General features: G+C 61.4%; 21 protein-coding genes. 8 read left to right on the top strand and 13 right to left on the bottom strand.

Annotated features, from left to right (window positions below; translation table 11 throughout):
• Positions 1-184 precede the first annotated feature (184 nt).
• The 7 genes from ACP7BX_RS12130 to ACP7BX_RS12160 form a co-directional block, all read right to left on the bottom strand.
• Complete coding sequence (locus ACP7BX_RS12130; protein ID WP_426126650.1) at positions 185-1,162, bottom strand: class I SAM-dependent methyltransferase; 978 nt, start codon at positions 1,160-1,162, stop codon at positions 185-187.
• Positions 1,163-1,181: 19 nt separating this feature from the next.
• Positions 1,182-3,344 carry a glycosyltransferase gene (locus ACP7BX_RS12135; RefSeq protein WP_314529760.1) on the bottom strand — a complete coding sequence of 721 codons (2,163 nt, stop codon included), beginning with the start codon at positions 3,342-3,344 and terminating at the stop codon, positions 1,182-1,184.
• On the bottom strand, positions 3,341-4,045 hold the full coding sequence (locus ACP7BX_RS12140) for a 2OG-Fe(II) oxygenase (protein ID WP_314529761.1): 705 nt from the start codon (positions 4,043-4,045) through the stop codon (positions 3,341-3,343). The genes ACP7BX_RS12135 and ACP7BX_RS12140 overlap by 4 nt, the downstream gene beginning before the upstream one ends.
• Positions 4,038-5,360: a polysaccharide pyruvyl transferase family protein gene (locus tag ACP7BX_RS12145; protein ID WP_314529762.1), complete on the bottom strand. Its 1,323-nt coding sequence runs from the start codon at positions 5,358-5,360 to the stop codon at positions 4,038-4,040. The genes ACP7BX_RS12140 and ACP7BX_RS12145 overlap by 8 nt, the downstream gene beginning before the upstream one ends.
• Complete coding sequence (locus ACP7BX_RS12150) at positions 5,357-6,616, bottom strand: ABC transporter ATP-binding protein (RefSeq protein WP_426126653.1); 1,260 nt, start codon at positions 6,614-6,616, stop codon at positions 5,357-5,359. Before ACP7BX_RS12150 ends, ACP7BX_RS12145 begins: the two co-directional genes overlap by 4 nt.
• On the bottom strand, positions 6,606-7,421 hold the full coding sequence (locus ACP7BX_RS12155; RefSeq protein ID WP_426126655.1) for an ABC transporter permease: 816 nt from the start codon (positions 7,419-7,421) through the stop codon (positions 6,606-6,608). The genes ACP7BX_RS12150 and ACP7BX_RS12155 overlap by 11 nt, the downstream gene beginning before the upstream one ends.
• Positions 7,422-7,487: 66 nt before the next feature.
• The gene (locus tag ACP7BX_RS12160; protein ID WP_426126657.1) at positions 7,488-8,423 is read right to left on the bottom strand and encodes a LysR substrate-binding domain-containing protein; all 936 of its coding nucleotides are present in this window, start codon (positions 8,421-8,423) and stop codon (positions 7,488-7,490) included.
• 173 nt (positions 8,424-8,596) lie between these two features.
• Between ACP7BX_RS12160 and ACP7BX_RS12165 the strand changes: the two genes are divergently transcribed.
• Positions 8,597-9,859, top strand: coding sequence for a dicarboxylate/amino acid:cation symporter (locus ACP7BX_RS12165; RefSeq protein ID WP_426126659.1), 1,263 nt, complete (start codon positions 8,597-8,599; stop codon positions 9,857-9,859).
• Positions 9,856-11,301, top strand: coding sequence for an amino acid racemase (locus ACP7BX_RS12170; protein ID WP_426126661.1), 1,446 nt, complete (start codon positions 9,856-9,858; stop codon positions 11,299-11,301). The genes ACP7BX_RS12165 and ACP7BX_RS12170 overlap by 4 nt, the downstream gene beginning before the upstream one ends.
• Before the next feature lie 22 nt (positions 11,302-11,323).
• Here ACP7BX_RS12170 and ACP7BX_RS12175 read toward each other — a convergent pair whose 3' ends face one another.
• Positions 11,324-11,965, bottom strand: a complete 642-nt coding sequence (locus ACP7BX_RS12175) for a 4-carboxy-4-hydroxy-2-oxoadipate aldolase/oxaloacetate decarboxylase (protein ID WP_426126663.1) — start codon at positions 11,963-11,965, stop codon at positions 11,324-11,326.
• A gap of 28 nt (positions 11,966-11,993) precedes the next feature.
• Complete coding sequence (locus ACP7BX_RS12180) at positions 11,994-12,863, bottom strand: NAD(P)-binding domain-containing protein (RefSeq protein ID WP_426126665.1); 870 nt, start codon at positions 12,861-12,863, stop codon at positions 11,994-11,996.
• A 172-nt stretch (positions 12,864-13,035) separates the two neighbouring features.
• Between ACP7BX_RS12180 and ACP7BX_RS12185 the strand changes: the two genes are divergently transcribed.
• The 3 genes from ACP7BX_RS12185 to ACP7BX_RS12195 all read left to right on the top strand — a co-directional run bounded on the left by ACP7BX_RS12185 (position 13,036) and on the right by ACP7BX_RS12195 (position 16,192).
• Entirely contained in the window at positions 13,036-13,689 is a 654-nt protein-coding gene (locus ACP7BX_RS12185; RefSeq protein WP_426126667.1) for a GntR family transcriptional regulator, read from the top strand.
• Positions 13,690-13,876: 187 nt separating this feature from the next.
• Positions 13,877-15,202 carry an MFS transporter gene (locus tag ACP7BX_RS12190; protein ID WP_426126669.1) on the top strand — a complete coding sequence of 442 codons (1,326 nt, stop codon included), beginning with the start codon at positions 13,877-13,879 and terminating at the stop codon, positions 15,200-15,202.
• A gap of 66 nt (positions 15,203-15,268) precedes the next feature.
• Entirely contained in the window at positions 15,269-16,192 is a 924-nt protein-coding gene (locus ACP7BX_RS12195; RefSeq protein ID WP_426126671.1) for a LysR family transcriptional regulator, read from the top strand.
• On the opposite strand, the gene ACP7BX_RS12200 is transcribed toward ACP7BX_RS12195, so the two are convergent.
• Positions 16,137-16,799, bottom strand: coding sequence for a TetR/AcrR family transcriptional regulator (locus tag ACP7BX_RS12200; RefSeq protein WP_426126673.1), 663 nt, complete (start codon positions 16,797-16,799; stop codon positions 16,137-16,139). The genes ACP7BX_RS12195 and ACP7BX_RS12200 overlap by 56 nt on opposite strands.
• Before the next feature lie 121 nt (positions 16,800-16,920).
• On the opposite strand from ACP7BX_RS12200, the gene ACP7BX_RS12205 reads away from it, so the two are divergent.
• The 3 genes from ACP7BX_RS12205 to ACP7BX_RS12215 all read left to right on the top strand — a co-directional run bounded on the left by ACP7BX_RS12205 (position 16,921) and on the right by ACP7BX_RS12215 (position 20,645).
• Positions 16,921-18,138, top strand: a complete 1,218-nt coding sequence (locus ACP7BX_RS12205) for an MFS transporter (protein ID WP_038844306.1) — start codon at positions 16,921-16,923, stop codon at positions 18,136-18,138.
• A 94-nt stretch (positions 18,139-18,232) separates the two neighbouring features.
• Positions 18,233-19,027, top strand: coding sequence for a DNA/RNA non-specific endonuclease (locus ACP7BX_RS12210; protein WP_426126675.1), 795 nt, complete (start codon positions 18,233-18,235; stop codon positions 19,025-19,027).
• A gap of 406 nt (positions 19,028-19,433) precedes the next feature.
• Complete coding sequence (locus ACP7BX_RS12215; RefSeq protein ID WP_426126677.1) at positions 19,434-20,645, top strand: YeeE/YedE family protein; 1,212 nt, start codon at positions 19,434-19,436, stop codon at positions 20,643-20,645.
• A 1-nt stretch (position 20,646) separates the two neighbouring features.
• On the opposite strand, the gene ACP7BX_RS12220 is transcribed toward ACP7BX_RS12215, so the two are convergent.
• From ACP7BX_RS12220 to ACP7BX_RS12230, 3 genes are all read right to left on the bottom strand, one after another.
• The gene (locus ACP7BX_RS12220; RefSeq protein ID WP_080642368.1) at positions 20,647-20,808 is read right to left on the bottom strand and encodes a DUF2986 domain-containing protein; all 162 of its coding nucleotides are present in this window, start codon (positions 20,806-20,808) and stop codon (positions 20,647-20,649) included.
• 93 nt (positions 20,809-20,901) lie between these two features.
• Entirely contained in the window at positions 20,902-21,420 is a 519-nt protein-coding gene (locus tag ACP7BX_RS12225; RefSeq protein WP_426126679.1) for a DUF2569 domain-containing protein, read from the bottom strand.
• A 38-nt stretch (positions 21,421-21,458) separates the two neighbouring features.
• A complete protein-coding gene (locus ACP7BX_RS12230) occupies positions 21,459-22,499 on the bottom strand; it encodes an alpha/beta hydrolase family protein (RefSeq protein ID WP_426126681.1) in 1,041 nt (346 codons plus the stop codon).
• Positions 22,500-22,527 lie beyond the last annotated feature (28 nt).

Raw genomic sequence — 22,527 nt, forward strand, 5'->3', positions numbered from 1 at the left:
GCTGGCGAAGACTTGCCTGGGCCTCAGGGCGCCCCTTAATACGCTTATGGCCCTGAGTAAAATTCTTCGGTAAATGCTCGCGAGCAACTTTTTCACGCCGATCGGCAGTGGTAGCCGGTGATAGGCCTGGCGCCAGCGCTTCCAGCGAGAAGGCCGTCGTTCGATCAGCATCGGGTGGCCAGCGTCATGCGGGTTTTCCCGGTGTGGCGGCAACGATCACGAAGTCACTTTTCAGCGTGCCCGACTCGATCAGGCCGTCTTCAATGTCGAACAACATCTGCAGCACCCGCAGAGACTGCGGGTTGCCCTGCTTGAAGTTGCCGGCGATGCCATGCAGCAGAAATTGCAGCAACGTTCCTCCGCACAGGTTCAATGCGCGGATATCAAAATGCTCTTCCACCACTCGAAGAATGTCTGCCGAACGCACGGCTTCCGAAGGGTCGACTTTGACCACTTCGGCCGGGTCGGGCAACGGGACGACTTGCTGCACCTGACCGAACGAGCCTTGGACGAACGACCGGCGCAGGTGCTCGGGAATCAAGCCGAACGCGTGGCTGATGGCACTGCGTTGCTGGGCATCGAAGGCAAAGTGGTTGGCGCCGACATACTCGTTGAAAAACAGCCAGCCACCCGGCTTCAGGCAATTGCGCACCCGCTGGCAGACAACCTCCAACTCACGGATATGGTGCAGCGAGCCATTGAACCAGACCGCGTCGTAGTGATGGGCGGGAAGGTCGGTACGCTCGACGTCGCACAACGAATAATGGATCGTCGATGCGCCGATCGCCGAGGCTTCGGCCTTGGCGACCTCGATGGCGGCCGGTGCAATGTCCAGTGCATCACAGTGTTCGAAGGCATTGAGCCGGAACAGCTCTCGCTCCAGGGTGCCGGTGCCGCAACCGATACTCAGCATCCGTACGCCAGGTGGTGGCTTGCCCAGGAACTCCCCCAGGCAGTACTGAACCCAGCCCGGATAGCCTTGGCCGGCGGTCGCCTTGCGTTGGTGGCGTTGCTGCACCGCGGGCACGGCCAGCCAATAGACGTCCGCCGAAAAAGCATCGGAGCCGGCCATGTTTTCTGACCAGTGATCGGCCGTGACTTGTTTGTCGGGGGTGATGTTTTGCAACTTGCCGTTGAGCTTGTTCATGATTTGCTTGAACACGGTGTCCTCCCTCCCTTGATTATTTCGTGCCCGATTGCCGGTGCGGCTCGTGCGGTTTCCATGCACCCCATTTGCTTTCGAAGTACGCCTGGTTCTTGTCCCACAGCGCCTGATAGTCACCGTTGGCAATCAACTTCTTGAACGCCGCCTGCCCATAGTGGTGGATGAACGCATCTTCTGCGCACACCGTGCGCAGGCCGGCTGCCTGGATGCGCCGGCTATAGTCGTCGTCCTCGAACATGCCGATACCGAACGCTTCATCCAGCCAGCCGATGCGCTCGAACACCTCTCGGCGCATGGCCACGCAGAACATGGCGAGCATGCTGATATCAAAGGATCGGCCGCGATGCAGTGCAACGTGGCGGTCGGCAAACGCCTCCATTTCGTCGAGGTCAACGTAGTCGATCGCCACCTTGGCTTCGTTACCCACTGCGTTGGTCATCGGGCCGACAAGCCCTATCTGCGGGTCTTGCAGGTGCCGCAGCAACGGGTCGACCCAGCCTTTGGGCACCACGGTGTCGTTGTTGAGCAGCACCAGGTAGTCGCCGGTCGCCAGTTTCAGCCCTTGGTTATTGGCGGCCGCAAAGCCCAGGTTGCGCTCATTGAGCACAATGGAGACATTGGCCTGGGTGCGGCTCAGGTAGCGCAGGTAGTTGCGCGTATCGTCCGAAGAGGCGTTGTCGACAATGATCAGTTCGTAATGGGGGTAAGTGGTATTTTGCAGCAGGCTCTGGATGCAGCCCTGGGTCAGGTGGACGTTGTTGTAGGTGACTACCACAATCGACACTTTGGGGTGCAGGGCGGTCAGGGCGGCAAGGTTGTCGTCGAAGCGGTTGCGCCAGTCGTTGGCGCTGGCCAGTGCCACGCGCGCGCTGGCGACACCGGGATCCGTTTCGGCCAGTGCCCGTTCAATCTGTTCGATGAAGGCCTGTGGCTCACTGGCGAAGTACACGAAGTCTTCGTAGAGCTTCATTTCCTGCAGCGGCACCGACACCACGGGTTTGCCTGCGCTGATGAATTCGTAGAATTTCACCGGGTCAACCGCATGGGTGACGTTGTACAGGCGAAAGGGGATCAGGCACACATTGAAGTGGTAAAGGTACAAGGGCATCTGCGCGTAGGGTTTTCTGCCGAGCAGATGCACGTTGGGCAAGCGGTCGAGGCCGGCCAGGTCCTTGACGAAAATGTCACCGACAAACACGAAGTTCCAGTCGGTACGTTGCCTGGCGATGGCGGCGATCAACGGCAGGTCCACCCATTCGGCCAGGCCACCGTAAAAGCCGATCAAGGGCCGCTCGATCTCCGGCAGCAGCCCATTGGGCACGCAATGGCGCTGGAAGAATTCAAAATCCACCCCGTTGCGCAACAGCAGGCAGTTGTCGCTTACCTGGGCCCATTTATCCTGTAGCAGGGCGGCGGTGACCGTCACCAGATCGGCGGTTTTGACCAGGGTTTCTTCCTGCTCCAGCAAGGCGTCGCCGATACCGGGAAAACCTACCCAGTCATCCATGCAGTCGTATTGGATTTTCCAACCATGCTCGTTGCGAAGCTGGTAGGCCAGCGGCGCCCAGAAGGCCAGGTGAACGACGGACACCACGGTCTTGATGCGAAAGTCCTGGGTCAGCGCGTCGATCGCACGTGAGTAAGCCAGTATGTTCTGGTCGGTCATGCGGTCGTTGTAGCAGTCCATGAACGCGTGGGGTTGCAACGCGATTTCGAATACGCCGGCTGCGACTTCCAGGCTGCTGTAGGCGTGTCCTGGTGCGGGGCTCCGGGACGGGACGATGTAGAAGACGCGATAGCCATTGCGCGCGAACTGGCTCATCAATTGCTGGGGGCGCTGGTAGCGTGCGGCCCAGTCGATATTGGCGAAGCAGAACACATCGAAGCGGCCTTCTGTCGGCGACGTTTGCAGCGCTGACGCAGGATCGGCGGCCGATACGGTTTTGAAGGGCCGCACTTCCTGCGACAAGAAGTCGAGTGACTCGGACTCTGGCGGAACCGAGCCGTATCGGAACCAGTGAAGCACCGTTCGCAAGGGGCGCGTGAGCCGCCATGAACGGGTGTTTTTCAAGGTGGCGATATGAGCAATCGCCGCGTCTCGTTCCCTGAGGGCCGTATCTCGTTCGAAACGTGCGTTGTCACGATCGAGGGTGGCCAGATTGTCCTTGTCCGTGTTCACGATACGACTCCACCCGCTGTTTTCTCGTAGTGATGCAGGGGTGTTTTGTCATCGGCCGGCCACATCGAACTGGTGGCGCCCGGACGGTAGAACGTGACGGTCACGCTGCGCCTGGAGGAGCGGCAACCCGGCACCACGCGCGACACGGCGTGCCAGGAGTGGTCCGAACGCACCAGGATGGCGGAGTTGCCGACCACCGGCACCACCTGGGCCAGGACGTCGCAGGCCTCGGCGGAGCCCAGAATCTGCAGGCAGCCGCCCTCGGCGGGGTTCCAGCTTTGATTGAAATACAGGATGTGCGTGACCAGTTTGTCGGCCAGGTCCGGGTGAGGCCCCAGGTTGGCGCCAGGACCGTAATGGAAAACATTGGCCTCCATGGGCACCTGGGTCAGGTCCAGCCCGGTCAACGCAGACATCGCCTCGCGGTACTGCAGTGAACACAGGCTATGGGTCAATGCCAGCCATTGCCGGCTCAAGGCGTGCGGGTTGACCACTTGGTGGCTGCCCATGGCAATCAGCTGTCGTGCCTCGTATTCGTAATCCTTGGCTCCGCCGTAGCCGGATACCGTCTTGAAGTGATCGTGTGGGTAGGTGTCGGCCAGTGCTCGGGCATCTTCCGGGGCGTACAGTCCGTCGATTTCCGCCCATGAATACGGGGCGGACTGCAAGCGATGGGCTCTCAATTTGCTCAGGTCAATCATGTCGAAGGGCTCCCAGCCATTTCTCCAGAGTGCGACGAAGGTGGCGCAACGGCGCCGTCAGCTTGAACGAGTTGGAGTGATACAACGCCTCAAGCGCGTGTTGTTGGTGTTCACGTTCGGCCTGTAGCTCGGCGGCCTGGTGTTGGATGTGGGTGTGCAGGCCTTCGAGCACACCGGGCAAGGCTTGCCAATACTGGTTGAGTGCTTGCTGGGTGGGCCTGCGGCCCTCGCGGATGAGTTCCGCAACCCGATCCCAATGCGTTTCAAGCTGTTGCATCGCTTGGGCGGTAGCAGCGGATATCGGCTGCCTGCCCAGCTGTGCGCGAAACCAGAGGGGATCAATCGCCACGTCCCTGCGCAATTGAAAGATCCGCCCGTGGGAGGGCAGTGCCGTGTATTTGCCCGTGCCCAGGTCGGCGGAGCAGAAGATCGGCACGCCAAACACCAGTGAGGTGATCGCCAGGTGGTAGCTGTGCCCGATCACGCCTTCGGCGTGGGCCAGCAACTCGGCCAGTAGCAATGGGTCGGGCCAGTAGGGCAGGCGCAGGGCGCGCGCGAGGTCCTCGCCCAGTACCGACTCATGATCACCGAGCACTGGGCCTATGGGCAGGATCAGCAGTTGCAGGTCTTCGAATTGTGCGGCATGGGTGCGCCACAGGGTCAGGAAACTGTCCAATCCCGCAATCGCATGCACGACCAGATAGGGCCGGGTCAGGTCGGCCTCGGCGCATAACGCCAGGAAGCGGGCTGATGGCGATTGAGAGTCGAGCAACCTTGGCAGGCCAAAGGCGGTGTCGGGAAGCACCTCGACCTTGGCGGTATCGCTCAACCGGGCCAGGGTCGCTTGCGACAGCGTGTCCCGTACCTTAACGTGAGGGCTGTGTTCGAGGGTCAGTTTCACCAGGGGGACAGCCCACGGCGGGACCTCATTGCAGTGCATGCCCGGTGCATTCCATATCAGTGGAATGCCGTGTTGCAGGGCGATCACCGCAGGCGTGAGCCAGTAGCCGGTGGGATGGTGAATGGCAGCATTCGGTGGGTAGTAGTCGGTTGCGATCACCTTGTCGAAACGGACGATGAAGCCACCGCCGATCAGCACCCCATCCAGATGCTCGGCAATCTCGGGCAACCGGCTCACTGAGGTGACTTCGTAAGGCCAGTGCGGGGGCGTTTTGTCATGGTAGGAAAAGCGATGCAGCTTCACCGCGCCCAGGCGCCGGCTCAGCTCCGCCTCGGCGATGATGGGAAACAGCAAGTCGCCATAGTTGGCGACATCGAAGGTGCCGAAGATCCCGACTTGCCATGCTCGACTCATGGGCGCTCCGTGCAACTGATGCCTTCGACGGCCGCGATGCCCAGGTCAACGAAACCGAGAAAGTCCTTGTTACCTGGCAGGGTGTCGAATGCCAGCAATGCAACCTGTTTCTCGATCAATTGCGCCGTCTCCTCGGTGTGGCCGTTCATCAGCTTGAGGGTGATGTGGTACTTGGCCGCCGCGAGATTGGCGGGGAAGCGCACGGTGATGCTCGCCTTGCGCCAGCCCGCTTGCGGCGCCTCCATCTGGAGCGGCAGGTTGGCCCCGCCAATCACCAACAGTCGGGCCTCCTGGATCGTCACACTGAGGCTGGGCAGTTCGACGTTCTCGCGCACGGTGGTTTCGATACGCATCTCAATGGTTTCGCCATAGACGAAACTCGAATACAGGCTGTCGGTGTTGGTAAAGCAGGCGGCCAGGATATGCCCCTCGTCCGTGCCAAAGGCGATGCCTCCCTGTTTGGCGAGAAAGGTCTTGGACGTGACCGGAACCGCTCCTCCGCTGGCCCAGCGACGCTGCTCGTCACGCATCTCCAGCAGATAGAGTTCGGCCATTTCTTCGGGCGTTCCACTGGCCCGTACCTGGCCTTCACGCAGGTACACCACCCGATTGCAGAAACGCTTGACCATGCCCATGTCATGGGACACGAACAATAACGTGGTGCCTTGTTGCGTCAGGGTCTCCAATCGGTTGAGGCACTTGAATTGAAACGACGCATCGCCCACCGCCAGCGCCTCATCGACGATCAGGATATCGGGCTCCACACACACCGCCACGGCAAACGCGAGCCGCACCAGCATGCCGCTGGAGTAGGTCTTGGTGGGTTGGTCGATGAAGTCACCGATATTGGCGAATGCTGTGATTTCGTCGAAACGCAACTCGATTTCGGCGCGGCTCAAGCCCAGCACAGAGCCGTTCATGTAAACGTTTTCGCGCCCGGTGAATTCAGGGTTGAAGCCGGAACCCAGTTCCAGCAACGCCGCCACCCGGCCATGACTTTGGATGCTGCCGGATGTCGCGCTCAGCGTGCCGCAGATCAGTTGCAGCAGCGTCGATTTGCCGCTGCCATTGCGGCCGATGATCCCCACGGTTTCCCCGTGGCGCAGTTCCAGCGACACATCCTTGAGCGCCCAGAATTCACGGTAGAACTGTTTTTTGCCGCGGGCCAGCATTTGCCATAGCCGATCCCTGGGCGTGTCGTAGAGGTGGTAGCACTTGCTCAGGAGAGCCGTTTGTACTGCGATGTCAGAGCACATCGGCAAATCCTTTGCGGGTTTTCTGAAACCAGGTGAAGCCCAGCCACGCGACTGCACCCGATGCGAGCAGGCCGCAGAACCAAGTGATGGGGTCCGGTACCACGTCCCAGAACAGCACATCGCGGGTCTGCTCCACGATCAGGATGAGCGGGTTGAGGTGCAGCAGGCCTTGGTAGGCCGGTGGGAAAGCACTGGCCGGGTAGAAAATGGCAGAAACGAACATCAGCGAGGTGGTGAGCACGCCCACCACCTGGCCGACATCACGCAGGTACACCCCGAGCGACGCCAGCAGCCAGGAAATGCCCAGGGAGAACAGTATCAGCGGCAGCAACACCAAGGGCAGCAACAAGCCCGTCAGCGGCGGCAGGCCGAAAAACACCAAGTGAAAGATCAGCCAGATCAACAGGCTGGCCAGGGTATGGAACAACACCGAACCCAACGCCACCCACGGCAGGATCTCCAGTGGGAACTGGACTTTCTTGACGTAGTTGGCGTTGGAGAGAATCAGGCCGGGCGCACGGACCATGCATTCAGACAGCACGTTGAACACCAGGAGCCCGGCAAACACCAGCAGTGCGAACTCGGTCCGCGAGCCGCTGCCCTGAGGCCAGCGCAGCTTGAACATCATGCTGAACACGAAGGTGTACACCAGCAGCATGAACAACGGATTGAGAAACGACCACAGCAACCCCAGGATGGAGCCACGATAACGACCAATCACTTCCCGCTGGATCATGGAAACCAACAGCTCCCTATGTCGCCACGGGCTGGAAAACATCCCGGCCCGTGTGTTTGCTTCACTCATCCAAGGATTCCCATCACCAGTGCAGTGCGCAAGCAGTCTAGTCACGAATCACGGTTTCGCCATGTATCAATCAATATCCGGTCCAGGGCTGTCGGTGCCCTCGCGCAACCTCTCCAGCGTCCTCCAAAGTTTCCTCATCGTCGGGTTCTGGTTTTCAACCGCGCAATACGAGCGAATCTCCAACCGTGTACTCCATTCCTCTCCCCCGGCACGCACCAGCAGCCCACGTTCCAACTCATCCACCACCGCGCTCTGGGGTAGCCACGCTACGCCATAACCTTCGATAGCCATGCGCATCAGCAGCATGGCCATGTCGGCTTCGTAGCAGCGTTCCAACAGGGCAGGTGCGGGGCCATTCTTGATCACGATTTCCGCAACCCGGCCCAGGAACGTCGTGGCGGTGTAAGCCAGGTGCGGAACGGGTTTTCCCGCATTCCCCGGTAGGCGATACAGCGGTCGGCCACGCTTGTCCGGGGCGCACAGTGGGATAAACGCATCATGTCCCAAGGCCAGGCTACCAAAGCGTTCGGCGTCCAGCAGGATCGGCGCCAGGGGGTGGTGATAGACGATCATCAAATCGCAGCTGCCTTCTTCCAGCGCAATCACCGCGTCATGAATATTCGCCGCCACCACCCGTGCATTGAACTGCTCGGTGTGCCGCTGGAACTGCGCCAGCCACTTGGGCAGGAAGGTCATCGACAGGCTGTGGCCGGCGGTCACCTGGATCGAGCGCCCCGGCATGCGTTCCACTTCACGCAGGCTGGCGCGCAGGCGCATCAGGCCGGCCAGGGCGTCGCGGCTTTCGCTGCAGAAGGCGACGCCGGCGGCGGTGAGTTGCACCGGGTAGGTGCCACGGTCGACCAGCTCGACACCCACCCATTCTTCCAGTGAGCGAATGCGCCGCGACAAGGCCGATTGCGTCACGCAGCGCACTTCGGCGGCGCGGGAAAAGTTCTTCCACTCGGCGATGGCCAAGAGGTCGTCCAACCATTTGATCTGCATGCCGGTTCTCCAGGCGATGAACCTTGAGTGTAAGCGTCCGCGCCCAGGCGGGGCTTGGCTTTTTGCAAACTATTCCAAAAGCGCATCGGGTTAGCCGGATTACTCATCATGGTGGTCGGGGGCTGTCCCTAGAATCCTCGGCATACAACAAAAGCCATCCGAGGGCCGCACCTGTGAAGAAGAACAAACTCCCCCGTCGCATTGCAGTCGGCATCGTCCTGGGCGTGCTGGTGGGTTGGGCGTGTCACCACTATGCCGGCAGCGAGCAGGCCGCCAAGGAACTGGCCGGGTACTTTTCGATGGTGACCGACATCTTTTTGCGCATGATCAAGATGATCATTGCGCCGCTGGTGTTCGCCACTTTGGTGGGCGGCATCGCGAGCATGGGCAGTTCGCGTTCGGTGGGGCGTATCGGGATGCGGGCCATGCTGTGGTTTGTCACGGCGTCGCTGGTCTCGCTGATGCTCGGCATGGCGCTGGTCAACCTGTTCCAGCCGGGTGCCGGGTTGAACATGCAGGTGGTGCAACACGCCACGGCGGCGGTGCCGGTCAATACCGGGGACTTCAGTCTCAAGACCTTTATCAGTCACGTGTTCCCGCGCAGCATTGCCGAGGCGATGGCCAACAACGAGATCCTGCAGATCGTGGTGTTTTCGCTGTTCTTTGGCTTCGCGCTGGCGGGCGTCAAGCGCGCCGGTTACACGCGTATCACCGACACCGTGGACGAGCTGGCCAAGGTGATGTTCAAGATCACCGACTACGTGATGGCCTTCGCACCGATCGGCGTGTTTGCCGCCATTGCTTCGGCAATCACCACCAACGGCCTGGGCCTGCTGGCGGATTACGCCAAGCTGATCGCCGAGTTCTACCTGGGCATAGCCTTGCTCTGGGTGTTGCTGTTCGCCGCCGGTTACCTGTTTCTCGGGCGTTCGGTGTTCACCCTCGGCAAGCTGATCCGCGAGCCGATCCTGTTGGCGTTCTCCACGGCCAGCAGCGAGTCGGCCTACCCGAAAACCATGGAGGCCCTGGAGAAATTCGGCGCGCCCAAGCGCGTCTCCAGTTTCGTGTTGCCGCTGGGCTACTCCTTCAACCTTGACGGCTCGATGATGTACCAGGCGTTCGCGATCATGTTTATCGCCCAGGCCTACAACATCGACCTGAGTTTCACCCAGCAACTGCTGATTCTCCTGACGCTGATGATCACCAGCAAAGGCATGGCCGGCGTGGCGCGTGCGTCGGTGGTGGTGGTAGCGGCGACCTTGCCGATGTTCAACCTGCCTGAAGCTGGGCTGCTGCTGATCATTGGCATCGACCAGTTTCTCGACATGGCGCGCACCGCCACCAATGTGGTGGGCAACAGCATCGCCACGGCGGTGGTGGCGAAATCCGAGACCGAGGAAGCACCTGCCGAGCTGCCGCAGATGGTGCGCACATGACCACCACTTCTCGATTGGGCATCGTCGGCGGGCTCGGCTCGCTGGCGGGCGGCGATCTGTTCTACAAACTGGTCAAATCCAGGGCCGTGCTGGAGGACCAGGGCCGCTATCACTTCCTGTTCGAGCAGCACCCCTTCAAGGATGTGTTGTTGCCTTTGGACCGCCACGCGAGCATGACCGCGCGCAAATTCTATGTGTTCCAGGTGTGCAAGACCTTTGAAGACAGTGGCGTGGATGCGGTACTCCTGCCGTGCTTCGCCAGCCAGACCTTTCGTGAGGAAATCCAGCAGGAGCTGGGTATTCCCGTGCTGGACATGATGCAGGCACTCGTCCGGCACATCCTGCGCAGTGTCGCACCGGGTGCCACCCTGGGCGTGATTGCATCGGACTTCGTGCGCCACGCTGGTTTGTTCGAACAGCACCTCGGCCAGCACTTCAACCTGGTGTATCCGGAGGACCACGCCCAGGTCGCGTTGATGGAGGCAATGTATGGCGTCAATGGCATCAAGGACGGCCACCTCGACGGTGTGCCGCTGGAGTCGGTGTACCAGGCGTGCCTGTCATTGCAAGGGCAGGGCGCCACGGTGATCGTGCCGGGCATGACCGAGCTGTCGCTGGTGTGCGGCGACCTGCAGCGGCGCGGCATCAGTGTGCTCGACATCAACCAGATCTATGCCGAGTTCGCCACCCAGGCCGACGGCCCGACACGCCAGCCGCCGTTCAAACTGGGCATCGTCGGTGGCGTCGGTCCTGCGGCCACCGTGGACTTCATGGGCAAGGTGGTCGCCCACACACCGGCTGGCAAGGACCAGGACCATATCAAGATGGTGGTGGAGCAGAATCCGCAAATCCCTGATCGAACCGCCAACCTGCTGCGCGACGAAACCGACCCCACCCTTGCGCTGTACGCCACCTGCAAACGCCTGGAAAGTGCTGGCGCCCAAGCCATCGCGATCCCGTGCAACACCGCCCATGCGTTTGTCGAACGCATCCAGGCGCATTTGCGCGTGCCCATCGTCAACATGCTCAGCGAAACAGTGGAGTGGATCGTGAGCACCTATGGCAGTGGCCAGGCGGTTGGCCTGCTGGCGACCTCCGGCACCCTGCAAAGCCAGGTCTACCACCAGGCGGCGCGGCGTTCGGGGTTGCAACTCATCACACCCGGTTTCGATTACCAGGCGCTGGTGATGGAAGCGATTTATGGCGAGCGGGGTATCAAGGCCGGATTCACCGAGGGCGTCTGCCGCGAGCAATTGCTGCTGGCGGCAGAGCATTTGTGTGAGCAGGGGGCGAGGGTGTTGATTTTGGGGTGTACGGAATTGCCGTTGGTGTTGGCGCACAGTGAGTCGTTTCAGATCAACCAGCACCGTGTGGCACTGGTGGATCCGACGACCATCCTGGCGCGCAAGTGCGTAGAGCGAGCCACTTCATTCTTTAAGTAGGAGCTGTATCGCTCATGAGAACTCAGCGCATCCCAAATTTCTCCAGCGTCGACGCCAACCCCAGCAGGTCAACCGTACTTTTCCCAGCCTCCAGCCCTGCCCGAATCCCATCCTCCTTATCTTCCCGACTACGGCTCAATCGGATCACTTCTTCAACGCGATCCTGCTCTACAACCACCAGCCCATCGCGGTCGCCGACGATGATGTCGCCCGGGTTGATGTTCACGCCGCCTATCACAATGGGCACGTTGACTTTGCCCGGCTGGCATTTGTTGGTGCCCTTGATGCTCAGGCCGCGGGAAAAGGTCGGGAAGCCCATTTCGATGATGGCATTGGCGTCGCGCACGGCGCCGTTCATGACCAGGCCGACAATCCCGAGTTTCTGCGAGGCCAGGGTCAGCAGGTCGCCCCAGGGGCCGGCCTCCATGAAGCCCTTGGCGTCCACCACCAGCACATCGCCGGGTTTGGCTTTGGTCAGGGCATAGTGGATGGCCAGGTTGTCGTCGGGGCGGCAGTCTACGGTCAAGGCCGGGCCGGCCAGGCGCAGGCTCGGGTCGACCGGGCGCAGGCCGCTGTCCAGGGCGCCTTTTTGGCCCTGTGCTTCGTGGATGGTGGCGGTGCCCAGTTGTTTGAGGGTGTCGAGTTGGTCTTGGGTAACAGGCATGGTGGCGTTCCGTTTTTATAAGGGCTGTTCAAGCGGCTGGGGTGTGACGGCCGAGCCAATCCAATGCTTGGGCAAGGCTCGGTTGTTCTTCGGTGATCGGTTCCTGCGCCAGGCCTTCGCTGCTGTGGCTGAAGCGCTGGCGCACGCCGCCGAGTACGCTGCTGGCAATGCCGAGCGAGGCCAGTTGGCGCTCGGCTTCTTCGACTTCATGCAAGCGCCGCGTGGCGTGCACCACGTGGGTGGACACAAGCATTTCCAGGAAGGCGGGCAAAGGTGCCTGGTCAATATCCTTGAGCACTTCATAGAGGGCAGGGCGCAGTTGTTGGCGTTCGGCCGCCAGCAATACGTCCACCGCGAGTGCTTCCATGCCTTTGGTGAAGACGCTGCGCAGGATTTTCAGCGTGATTGCATCGCCGGGTTGGCTGGCGGGCAGGGCGCGCGCGGTGGCCCCAGCGCTGAGCAACAGTTCGACAAAGACATCCGCCTTGGCGCCGGAACACAGCAGCGGGGTCTTTTCGCGCAGGTAGGCAATAGCACCCATGATCGCCACATCTACGTAGTCGACCCGTTGCTGCGCGGCCTCTGCACCAGCCAGGCGCTTGCGTTCGGGGGCAGCGGTGGTGAGGTCGGCGAACAGCGCGCCGGGCTTGAGGTACGCCAGGCATTCGCGGGTCACTTCCAGGGACTGGGTGCCCACCACGCAGGACAGCACGCAGTCCGATTCGGCCAGCCAGTCGCCGACGCCAGGGTGGATCTGCACACCCCATTGGTCCGCCAACCGTTGTGCCGCCGGTGCGATGCGTTGCTCGCAGAACAGCAACTTCACGGTGGTATGGGACGCCAAGGCTTGGGCATAGCAACGGCCGACTTCGCCGAGCCCTACGATTGTTATTTTCATGTCGCCTCCGGATTCAGGTGGCAATACAATTAAAATACAATTTGAGTGATTGCAACCGATTTTTGTACAAAGTGCCCGGACGGTCCTCTGTCATTAGCCTGCGACAAGCCTCAGAATCCGCTGCTGGCACTCCGGGGCAGAGCCCTGACCCACCTCGACACAGAAGGCAAACATGGCCAACGATCTCATCTACGAGACCTTGAGAAACCGCATCATCGCCGGCCAGTACGAGCCCGGTACGCAACTCAAGGAAGAACCGCTGGGCAAGGAGTTCGGCCTGAGCCGCACGCCGGTGCGCGCGTCGCTGAAGAAGCTGGTGGACGACGGCCTGGCGGTGATCGAGGCCAATCGTGGAGTGTTTGTCGCCGGCTGGACCCAGTGGGACCTGGAAGAAATGTTCAGCTTGCGCGAGCTGCTCGAACCCCACGCAGCCTTGCTCGCCGCCCAGCGTGCAACCCAGCAGGACGTGGCTGAACTGCACCGTATCAACGCACTGATGGCGGACGCCATTGCCAGCAAAGGGCCGGACGTGACCCTGCGCGTGCAGGAGGCCAACCGTGCGTTTCATGCCCAGGTGCTGGAGATCGCCCGCTCCCAGCGGCTCAAGTCGATGCTCGCTACCTTGATCGACATGCCGGTGATCACCCGTTCGTTTTTCCTCTATCGCCCGGCCGACCTGGAACGCAGCCTGCAGCAGCACCTGGACATCACCTATGCCATCGAGCAGAACGATGGCGAGTTGGCCCAGCGCGCCATGCAAACCCATATCCGCATGGCCTACCTGCGCTTCATGGCGCGGCGCAGTGAGTCTCCCGTTCGTCGATAAAAAAATACAAAACTAAAACAATATGCGTTAGAGTCGGCGCCACGAGACCGGGCAATGACTCCTGCCTGACATTCACAAGGACCCGCAGAAACACCAGACCTGAGGTGGCTGAACCTGCCTCAGCGGGAGCCTGCACCCCGGATTCGACACACACGGCACATTCCAATAATAAAACCAGGTATCCCGTATGAGTATTCAGGTCCCCACCGCTGAAAAACCGTCGCGTTTCCGCTGGATCGTCGCAGGGCTGTTTTTTCTCGTGTACACCGTGGCCTCGGCCGACCGCGCCAACCTGGGCGTGGCCTTGCCGTTTATCCGCGAGGAATACCCGATGACCAACGCCGAAGCCGGCGCGTTGCTCAGTGTGTTCCTGCTGGCCTATGCCCTGGCGCAGATTCCCTCGGGTTTTGCCTCCAGCCGTTTCGGGGTGCGCAAGATCTTCTCGTTTTCGATGATTGCCACCTCGGTGTTCACCGCCTTGATGGGCACGGTCAATTCGGTGCTGGCCTTGAAGATCTACCGTTTTGCCCTGGGGATTGCCGAAGGCCCGCTGCCGATTGGCATCGCGTCGACCATCAACCAATGGTTTCCGGCCAAAGAGAAGGGCACCGCCACTGGTATCTTCCTGGCCGCGGTGAAGTTCGGCCCGGTGATCGTGCCACCGTTGTGCGTGGCGATCGTGGCGATGTGGGGCTGGCGCGAGATCTTCTACATCTTCGCCGTGCCGGGCATTGCGTTGTCCATTGCCTGGTACTTCCTGGTGGCCAACCAGCCGGCGCAAAGCCGCTTTGTGAATGCCGGCGAGCTGGCGCATATCACTGATGAAACCAACAACGTCATCACCCAGAAAACCGAAGGCGCGCAGCGGCACTTCAAGCGCCTGGACGCCTTTATCCGCGTCAAGCCGGTGGAGCCTATCGCCACCAGTCGCGGGCTGTTTCGGTCCTGGAACGTGGTTGGTTGCGCCCTGAGCTACAGCTTTCAGGTGGGCATCACCATGGTGCTGTTGTCGTGGATCCCCACCTACCTGATGACGGTCAAACAGTTCTCGATCATGAACATGGGCTTTGTCTCGGCGGCGCCGTGGGTGGGGGCGATCTGCGGCAACCTGCTCGGTGGCATCCTGTCCGACCGCGTGCTGGGCAAGCGGCGCAAGCCCGGCATGATGCTCTCGGCGTTGGCTACGGTCGGCACCATGTACGCGCTGATCAACTCACCGAATGACCCAACGTTGTACGCCGCGCTGCTGTTCCTCACCGGCACCTTGATCAGCATCGGTTACTCGTCCTACATGGTTTACCCGATGGGCCTGGCCACCAAGAAGACCTTTCCGATTGCCAGTTCCATCGTCAACATGGGCGGGCAGTTAGGCGGTGCGGCAGCGCCGTTTCTGGTGGGGCTGCTGCTCGACAGTTATGGCTGGTCCCAGGTGTTCCTGTTTATGGCGATCGGCTCCTTTGCCAGTTTCCTGGTGCTGTTGACCATTGCCGAGCCGGCGCCGGTTTTGCGGTAGCGCTTGCGTGCTCAGGGTCGCTGACGCTAGCGTGGCAGCCCTGAGCGGATACCCGGTGTCACCCCTATGAAGCGCCATTTCGAAGATTTACAGCTGGGCAGTATCGAACTCTTCTGCCTCGCCGCCGAAGCCAGCAGCTTCACCGCCGCCGCGCAGGTGGCGGGTGTCACCCCGGCGGCCGTGAGCCGCAGCATCTCGCGCCTGGAAGAACGCCTGGGCTCACGCCTGTTTGTGCGCACCACCCGCAGCATCCGTCTTACCGACAGCGGTCGGACCTTCTTCGAGCAATGCCGCCAGGCCTTGACCCAACTGGTGGAGGCGCAGCAGGAAGTGATGGGCGCGCAGGCCGTGCCGTCGGGCTTGCTGCGTATCAGCATTCCCACCACCTACGCCCATCACCGCTTGCTGCCGCTGCTGCCCAGGTTTCGCGCGCTGTACCCGCAAGTCACGGTGGATATCCACATCAGCAACCGCAATATCGACTTTGTCGCCGAAGGGTACGACCTGGCCATCCGCGTGCGCGCCCAGCCGGACTCGTCGCTGATTGCCCGCCTGTTGGAAGACGGCGAACTGGTAGTAGTGGCATCGCCGTCTTACCTGAAGCGCGCCGGCAGCCCACAGACGCTGGAAGATTTGCCCACCCATGAATGCATCCAGTACGAACTGCCGAGCAATGGCCGGCGTATCTCCTGGTTGTTCCAGGTGGATGGCAAGCCGCAGGAATATGCGGGGGAGGCGGGGTACAGTTGTTCCGACGATGTGCTCGGCGGCGTGACCCTGGCCAAGCATGGCGCGGGGTTGTTTCAGACCTACAAGTTCATCGTCGAACAGGAACTGGCAAGCGGTAGCCTGGTGGAGGTATTGCAACCGTTTGGCGGGCGTTCGCGGCCGTTTACCTTGTTGTATCCCCATGGGCGCTATGTGCCGCATCGGGTTAGGGCGTTTGTGGATTTCCTGATGCAGTGTCGGGACGAATGGGCGGCGCCGTAGAGGCGGCGATATCCCAGGTCAGCAGGAGTTGGCTGATTGCCGCGTCGATAGTGGCATGGGGCACGTTGTCCCGCGCCAGGATCGAAACGCCCTGCAGGAAGCTGTCAAACACCGTCGCCATCACCGCCGGGTCGAGCGTCTGCGGCAACTGGCCCAGGCGCATCGCCCGCTCCACACACGCCACAATCCCCGCACGGGTGCGTCGCCGCGACTGGGTCAACCCATCCGCCACCCTTGCGTTCTCCGGGCTTGGCGCGCTCATCACCCCCAGCGCCACCATGCAGCCCTTGGGGTGGCCGTCTTCGCACTGCATGCGCGCCGACTGGCGCAGCGCTGTTTCAACTGCCTGACGCGGTAACAGGCTTTCGTCCCACAGGCATTCGGTGACTTGGGCGTAGGTCGCCAGGTAACGCTGCACGCACTCGTCGAACAGCGCCTCTTTGGAGCCGAACGCTGCATAAAAACTCGGTGCGGAGATGCCGCCACCCAAGCCGGCCTTAAGCTGGGCGAGGGAGGTGGCGTCGTAGCCGTGCTGCCAGAACAGGTGCAAGGCCTGGTCCACGGCGTGTTCGCGGTCGAAAGTGCGGGGGCGGCCCATCTGTGCCATGTCAGGTCTCCGGTGGATAGCGAGATAAATACTAGTCGATACATAAGTCGTTGACAACGTGATGCGTGCGCCTGCAACATTTGTATCGATCAGTATCTAAGTCCCGCTCAAGGAGTTTTCCGTGACACCCTCACTTACGTTATCGGCGTCATCCGACCGCTTGCCCATCGGCGCTTTGCTCGCCCTGGCCATGACCGGCTTTATCTGCATCGTCACCGAAACCCTGCCGGCGGGCTTGTTGCCGTTGATCAGCGAGGGCCTGGCGATTTCGCCGTCGATGGCCGGGCAGATGGTCACCGCCTATGCCTTGGGCTCGGTGCTGGCGGTGATCCCCATGACCATCGCTACCCGCGGCTGGCGGCGGCGCAATGTGTTGCTGCTGACCATCGTCGGCTTTTTGCTGTTCAACTCGATCACCGCGTTGTCGTCTCACTACGGCGTGACCCTGGTGGCGCGGTTCTTTGCCGGTGTGGCGGCGGGGCTGGCCTGGAGCCTGCTGGCCGGTTACGCCCGGCGCATGGTTGCGCCACATCAACAGGGCAAGGCACTGGCGCTGGCGATGGTCGGTACACCGATTGCGTTGTCGTTGGGTGTGCCGCTGGGCACGTGGCTGGGTGGGCTGGTGGGTTGGCGCACGACCTTTGGCCTGATGTCGGCGGTAAGCCTGGTGCTGATTGCGTGGGTGCTGGTGAAAGTCCCGGACTACGCGCCTCAACCGGCGCACCAACGGCTGTCCCTGGGCAAAGTGTTGACCACGCCGGGCGTGCGGCCGGTGCTGGCGGTGGTGATCAGCTGGATGCTGGCGCACAACATTCTCTACACCTACATCGCGCCGTTCGTAGCGCCTGCCGGATTGGCAGAGCGGGTTGACCTGGTGCTGTTGGTGTTCGGGGTGGCCGCGTTGGCGGGGATCTGGCTCACGGCCAAGTTGGTCGAGCCGCTGCTGCGCCAGACCGTGCTGGTGAGCCTGGTGACCTTCGCGGCGATAAGCCTGGTGTTCGGTTTTCTGGGCAATGTGCCCGAGGTGATCTATTTCGGCGTAGCGGTGTGGGGCCTGAGTTTCGGCGGCGCCGCGACCCTGCTGCAAACCGCCCTGGCCGATGCGGCGGGGGATGGCGCGGACGTGGCGCTGTCGCTGAATGTGGTGGCGTGGAACAGCGCGATTGCCGGCAGCGGTGTGGTCGGCGGGGTGTTGCTGGACACCTGGGGCGTGGCGTCGTTTCCATGGGCGATGCTGGTGTTGATCGGCGTATCGCTGGTGATCGCCTGGGGGGCCAGTGCCCACGGTTTCACGCCGGGCGCGCGGGATGCGGGAAAACCTACAGCAGCCGGGCACTAATCTGACATTCGTTAGTCAATAATCCTCGCAATATCATCCACTTGGCTCCGCTCGGCGGAGCCTGCCGCTTCACTTCCTTTCGAAGATTTAATGCATGTACCTACGCAAAATTGCCGTTGGGCTGACCGCCCTTGTTTTGCTTTCCTCTGGGGCCAACGCCCGAAGCTTGCCGGACCTCTATTCCCAGCAGGAAAAACAGCTCAGCTTCGACAGCTGCGCCGACCTGTTCCCCGCCGCCCCGATCAAGACCGCCACCGTGCCGGCCGCGATGAAACCCCTGGCCCTGTGTTCCGACCATTTCGCCGTGCTCTACTCGCAAACCAGCAAAACGCCACTGGTGGTGGTCGAGCGCCTGAATGCCGCGCTCCTGAAGGACGCCAAGGGCGAGGAGCGCACCAACCAGTTCTACGCCGACCCGCGCATTCCCAAAGGTGGCCGAGCGGAGTTGAGCGACTACCGCGCCCAGCATCCGGCGGTCGATCGTGGTCACCAATCCCCAGCCGCCGACGCGCCGAATGCCAACGCCATGGCGCAGTCGTTCGCGCTGTCGAACATGGTGCCCCAGGACCCCACCAACAACCGCAAGATCTGGAGCAAGGTCGAGGCTGACGTGCGCAAGTTTGCCGTGCGGGCCGGTGGCGATGTGTACGTGTTTACCGGCCCGCTGTTCGACCCAGGCTACGGCACCATCGGCGCCAACAAGGTCTGGGTGCCGACGCGCCTGTTCAAGCTGGTGTACGACGCCTCCAGCAAGCGTGCCTGGGCGTATGTGCTGCCCAATGGCGAGACGCGCATTCAAAAACCGATGGATTATGAGACGTTTGTGAAGAGCACCGGGCTCAGGTTGTTGGGGGATCTTCCGGTGTTGGGGGCGGTGGGGCGTACCTGACAGCCGACGTGGATGTTGGGGTTGACCGAGTACATATCCGTTATTTGGGTAACGGCGGATACTGGTTCCGCCCTTACGGCGGCTCACTTTTGAAAAGCCGGAATGCCGGCCCAGTCAAAAGTAAGCAAAACGCTCTTGCCCCAACACTCGGCACCTCGCCTAGGCTCGGTGTGCCCGTAATCCGACAGGGATTTGGGGGGCCGCCGCCACGCGCCATCCATGGCGCGGGGCGGCTAAACCGGCATCCCTGCCGGTTTACCCCCCAAATCCCTGTCGAATTCCGGCCAGCGTGTTTGACGGGGCGCCTGAGATCAAAAGCAAGATCAAGATCAAGAGCGGCCCGCTTCGCATCGTGGTTAGCGCTTGGGTTTATACTCGCGCCCATTCAAATCTACCGAGATATCCCATGAGCACCTCTGTTCCTCTCGCTCCCGCGCGCACGCCCGTCGCGCCGTTGGTGGCCTTTATCATCCTGGTGCTGGGCGCCCTGTTCCTGCAAAACAGCGTTGGCTCGCATCAGGTGTTGTTGCTGGTGGTCGGCGCGGCACTGGGCTTGACCCTCTACCACGCCGCTTTCGGGTTCACCTCGGCCTGGCGCGTGTTCATCAATGATCGCCGTGGCGCCGGCTTGCGTGCGCAGATGGTGATGCTGGCGATCGCAGTGCTGTTGTTCTTCCCGGCATTGGGGGCGGGCAGTTTGTTCGGGCAGCCGGTGGTCGGGCTGGTGGCGCCGGCCGGGGTGTCGGTGGTGTTTGGGGCGTTCATCTTTGGCATCGGCATGCAGTTGGGCGGCGGCTGTGCGTCGGGCACGCTGTTCACCGTGGGCGGCGGTAATGCGCGCATGCTGGTGACGTTGTTCTTCTTTATCTGTGGCTCGCTGATCGCCACGCACCACGTGGATTGGTGGTTTGCGCTGCCGGCCTTCCCGGCGGTGTCCATCGTCAAGAGCTTCGGCGTGGTGCCGGCGATGGGCCTGAGCCTGGCGGTGTTTGCGATCATTGCAGTGGTGACCGTGCGCCTGGAGAAGGCTCGTCATGGTCAATTGGAAGAGGGTGTGAAAAGCGAGCATCAAGGCCTGCGCCGCTTCCTGCGCGGCCCGTGGCCATTGGTGTGGGGCGCCATCGGCCTGGCCTTGCTCAACTACGCCACCCTGGCACTGGCGGGGCGACCTTGGGGCATTACCTCGGCGTTTGCATTGTGGGGCGCCAAAGTCGCCAGTGGCTTGGGTGTGGACGTGGCCAGTTGGGAGTTCTGGCAGATGCCGGGCAACGCCAAGGCGCTGGCTGCGCCGGTGTGGGAAGACATCACCAGCGTGATGGACATCGGCATCGTCCTCGGCGCGCTGTTGGCCGCCGGCCTGGCCGGGCGTTTCGCCCCCAGCCTGAAGATTCCGGCGCGTTCGCTGGTGGCAGCGGTGATCGGCGGCCTGCTGCTCGGCTACGGCTCGCGCCTGGCGTACGGCTGCAACATCGGCGCGTACTTCAGTGGCATCGCCTCGGGCAGCCTGCATGGCTGGGTATGGCTGGTGGCCGCGTTCATCGGTAACAGCGTGGGCGTGCGGTTGCGGCCGTTTTTCTTCGCGGGTGAGCGGCCGCAGGTGGCGTTGAGCGGTTGCTGAGTCAATCCTGCACGGAAGAGTCTGGCGCCTGAGCCGCTTCAGCCGCCAGCTTTTCCCGGTCCGCCTTGCTGATGTATTTATCCTTTTTCTTCGGCGCCAATTTGGCGTTGGCCTTCTTGGCTTTTTCCTTGAAGAGCTGCTGGAGTTTTTTCTGGCGGTTCATGGGGTTCTATCCGGGTTGTTCAGGCTCGGGATGATACCAGCTTCACTCGTCGGGTCGTCTTCAGCCTGATCGACTGGGTTTAGCCATGCTTGCTCAAGGGGTGACGAACGAGTGCGCGTCTGTCCTCTGGGGTCTGTGCATGACAAACGTTGCTTTTACCCGTTTGGATACCAGCATGTAAGGCACCCATACAAACAAGGCAAACAATGCCCGTGCCATTTCTTTTGCGGTGTTGTTGTCGAAGATGGGTTTATCCACCAGAACGAAGGAGCACGCCCAGGCATCAAGAGGCACGAACACAACCGATGCAATCACCGTGGCGATGTAAACCTTGGGGAACAGGTAATGCTTGGTGAAGAACAGATAGACCAAATAAGCGTAGGTGGTCACAAACAATCCGTTGATCAGCGTTTCTGAAATCAGGATCGGCCCCCACAGTGGGCTATACAGGGGCAATCCCGGCGTACTGACGGCGGTAAATGTGCCATTTGTGAAAATCGGGTAATAAATGGTGAGGAGGTTAAAGCTCAGGCGGATAATCGAGATGAACAGACCTATCCCGACCAATATGAGCCAGCCGCTTAGCCCCTTTAAATCTTTGCTTTCTTGCATGTCGCGCTCCGTGGGTGACTAACGTTTCGAATCATTGATCAATGGCTGGACGATTGGCGCAGAAACGCAGTGATCAGTTCTATCACCTGTTGTTGGATTTCCGCCCTTGGCCGCCCCCCCGTACCATCCCGGCAAATCATGCCATCGCCCGGCGAGCTTTCTTCAATCAGCTCCATGCCGCCCGGCTTGCAGATCGACATGAACGTGAAGTGAGTGGCATCGCCGATCTCCACGTACTGAGTCGAGGCTTTGGGCAGGCGCTTGACCAACGCGGCGGACTCCAGGTTAGGGTCCATGTCCTCTGTGGGCACGCCACCCGCAATTACCAAAGCCGGCACCGGAAGGGCGGCGAGACTGGCGTCGGTGAAGCCAGGTGCGAGGCCCAGGTCCAGGGACACAATGGCGGTGACGCGTTTATCGCTCAAGTCAGCGGCCAGCTTGGCTTTCCCTTCGGGCGTGCCGGCGGGGTTCATCTCGTGGTAACCCATGCAACCGCCGAGCTTGGGGTGTGCGTTGCAGGCTTGGGTGAACAGATCGGGATCGAAGCGTGCGCCGGCAATCTCCAGCACGGTCCAGCCGCCGAGGGAGTGGCCGACGGCGGCAATGCGATTTTTTGCCACCGCGCCAAATTGCTTGGGCTGGGCCAGGACCGCGTCAATGGCGCGACTCAGGTCGGCCGGGCGCTTCCATAACTGAGCGGCGGCCTGCGGGCTACGGTCCTGGGTGGTGGTGCCGGGGTGATTGACCGCCGCCACGATGTACCCTTTGTGCGCCAATGCACTGGCCAACCACACCTGTTTGCCCCAATTACCGCCGTAGCCGTGGGAGAGCACGACCAAAGGATACTCACCGGCAGCTGGTGGTGCATCTGTCACCGCGAGGGCGCCGATGAACACCCCGTTGTCGGCGATCAGTTGCGGTTTGGCGGTGCTTGCAGCGGGATACCAGACCACCATTTCCAGCGGGCGGCTGGTCTGCGCGTCGGGCAGGGTGGTGGTTTTGAAGCCGACGGGGCTTTCGGCCGCGAGGGCGGGCGTGGTCAGGCAAAACACAAGCAGGGCGCGCAAAGCGGTTTTCATTGTTGTTATCTTCCTTGATTTTGGTCGC

The organism is Pseudomonas sp. DWP3-1-3b3 (assembly GCF_049896305.1).
Classification (GTDB): Bacteria; Pseudomonadota; Gammaproteobacteria; order Pseudomonadales; family Pseudomonadaceae; genus Aquipseudomonas; species Aquipseudomonas azotoformans_A.

What these genes read in the sequence shown, in the direction of transcription:
- ACP7BX_RS12170 (WP_426126661.1), top strand. Translation starts at nt 9,856, where the DNA reads ATGACCACCACTTCTCGATTGGGCATCGTCGGCGGGCTCGGCTCGCTG.
- ACP7BX_RS12210 (WP_426126675.1), top strand. Translation starts at nt 18,233, where the DNA reads ATGTACCTACGCAAAATTGCCGTTGGGCTGACCGCCCTTGTTTTGCTT.
- ACP7BX_RS12230 (WP_426126681.1), bottom strand. Translation starts at nt 22,499, where the DNA reads ATGAAAACCGCTTTGCGCGCCCTGCTTGTGTTTTGCCTGACCACGCCC.
- ACP7BX_RS12160 (WP_426126657.1), bottom strand. Translation starts at nt 8,423, where the DNA reads ATGCAGATCAAATGGTTGGACGACCTCTTGGCCATCGCCGAGTGGAAG.
- ACP7BX_RS12140 (WP_314529761.1), bottom strand. Translation starts at nt 4,045, where the DNA reads ATGATTGACCTGAGCAAATTGAGAGCCCATCGCTTGCAGTCCGCCCCG.
- ACP7BX_RS12190 (WP_426126669.1), top strand. Translation starts at nt 13,877, where the DNA reads ATGAGTATTCAGGTCCCCACCGCTGAAAAACCGTCGCGTTTCCGCTGG.
- ACP7BX_RS12185 (WP_426126667.1), top strand. Translation starts at nt 13,036, where the DNA reads ATGGCCAACGATCTCATCTACGAGACCTTGAGAAACCGCATCATCGCC.
- ACP7BX_RS12145 (WP_314529762.1), bottom strand. Translation starts at nt 5,360, where the DNA reads ATGAGTCGAGCATGGCAAGTCGGGATCTTCGGCACCTTCGATGTCGCC.
- ACP7BX_RS12225 (WP_426126679.1), bottom strand. Translation starts at nt 21,420, where the DNA reads ATGCAAGAAAGCAAAGATTTAAAGGGGCTAAGCGGCTGGCTCATATTG.
- ACP7BX_RS12215 (WP_426126677.1), top strand. Translation starts at nt 19,434, where the DNA reads ATGAGCACCTCTGTTCCTCTCGCTCCCGCGCGCACGCCCGTCGCGCCG.
- ACP7BX_RS12200 (WP_426126673.1), bottom strand. Translation starts at nt 16,799, where the DNA reads ATGGCACAGATGGGCCGCCCCCGCACTTTCGACCGCGAACACGCCGTG.
- ACP7BX_RS12195 (WP_426126671.1), top strand. Translation starts at nt 15,269, where the DNA reads ATGAAGCGCCATTTCGAAGATTTACAGCTGGGCAGTATCGAACTCTTC.
- ACP7BX_RS12220 (WP_080642368.1), bottom strand. Translation starts at nt 20,808, where the DNA reads ATGAACCGCCAGAAAAAACTCCAGCAGCTCTTCAAGGAAAAAGCCAAG.
- ACP7BX_RS12150 (WP_426126653.1), bottom strand. Translation starts at nt 6,616, where the DNA reads ATGTGCTCTGACATCGCAGTACAAACGGCTCTCCTGAGCAAGTGCTAC.
- ACP7BX_RS12155 (WP_426126655.1), bottom strand. Translation starts at nt 7,421, where the DNA reads ATGAGTGAAGCAAACACACGGGCCGGGATGTTTTCCAGCCCGTGGCGA.
- ACP7BX_RS12175 (WP_426126663.1), bottom strand. Translation starts at nt 11,965, where the DNA reads ATGCCTGTTACCCAAGACCAACTCGACACCCTCAAACAACTGGGCACC.
- ACP7BX_RS12180 (WP_426126665.1), bottom strand. Translation starts at nt 12,863, where the DNA reads ATGAAAATAACAATCGTAGGGCTCGGCGAAGTCGGCCGTTGCTATGCC.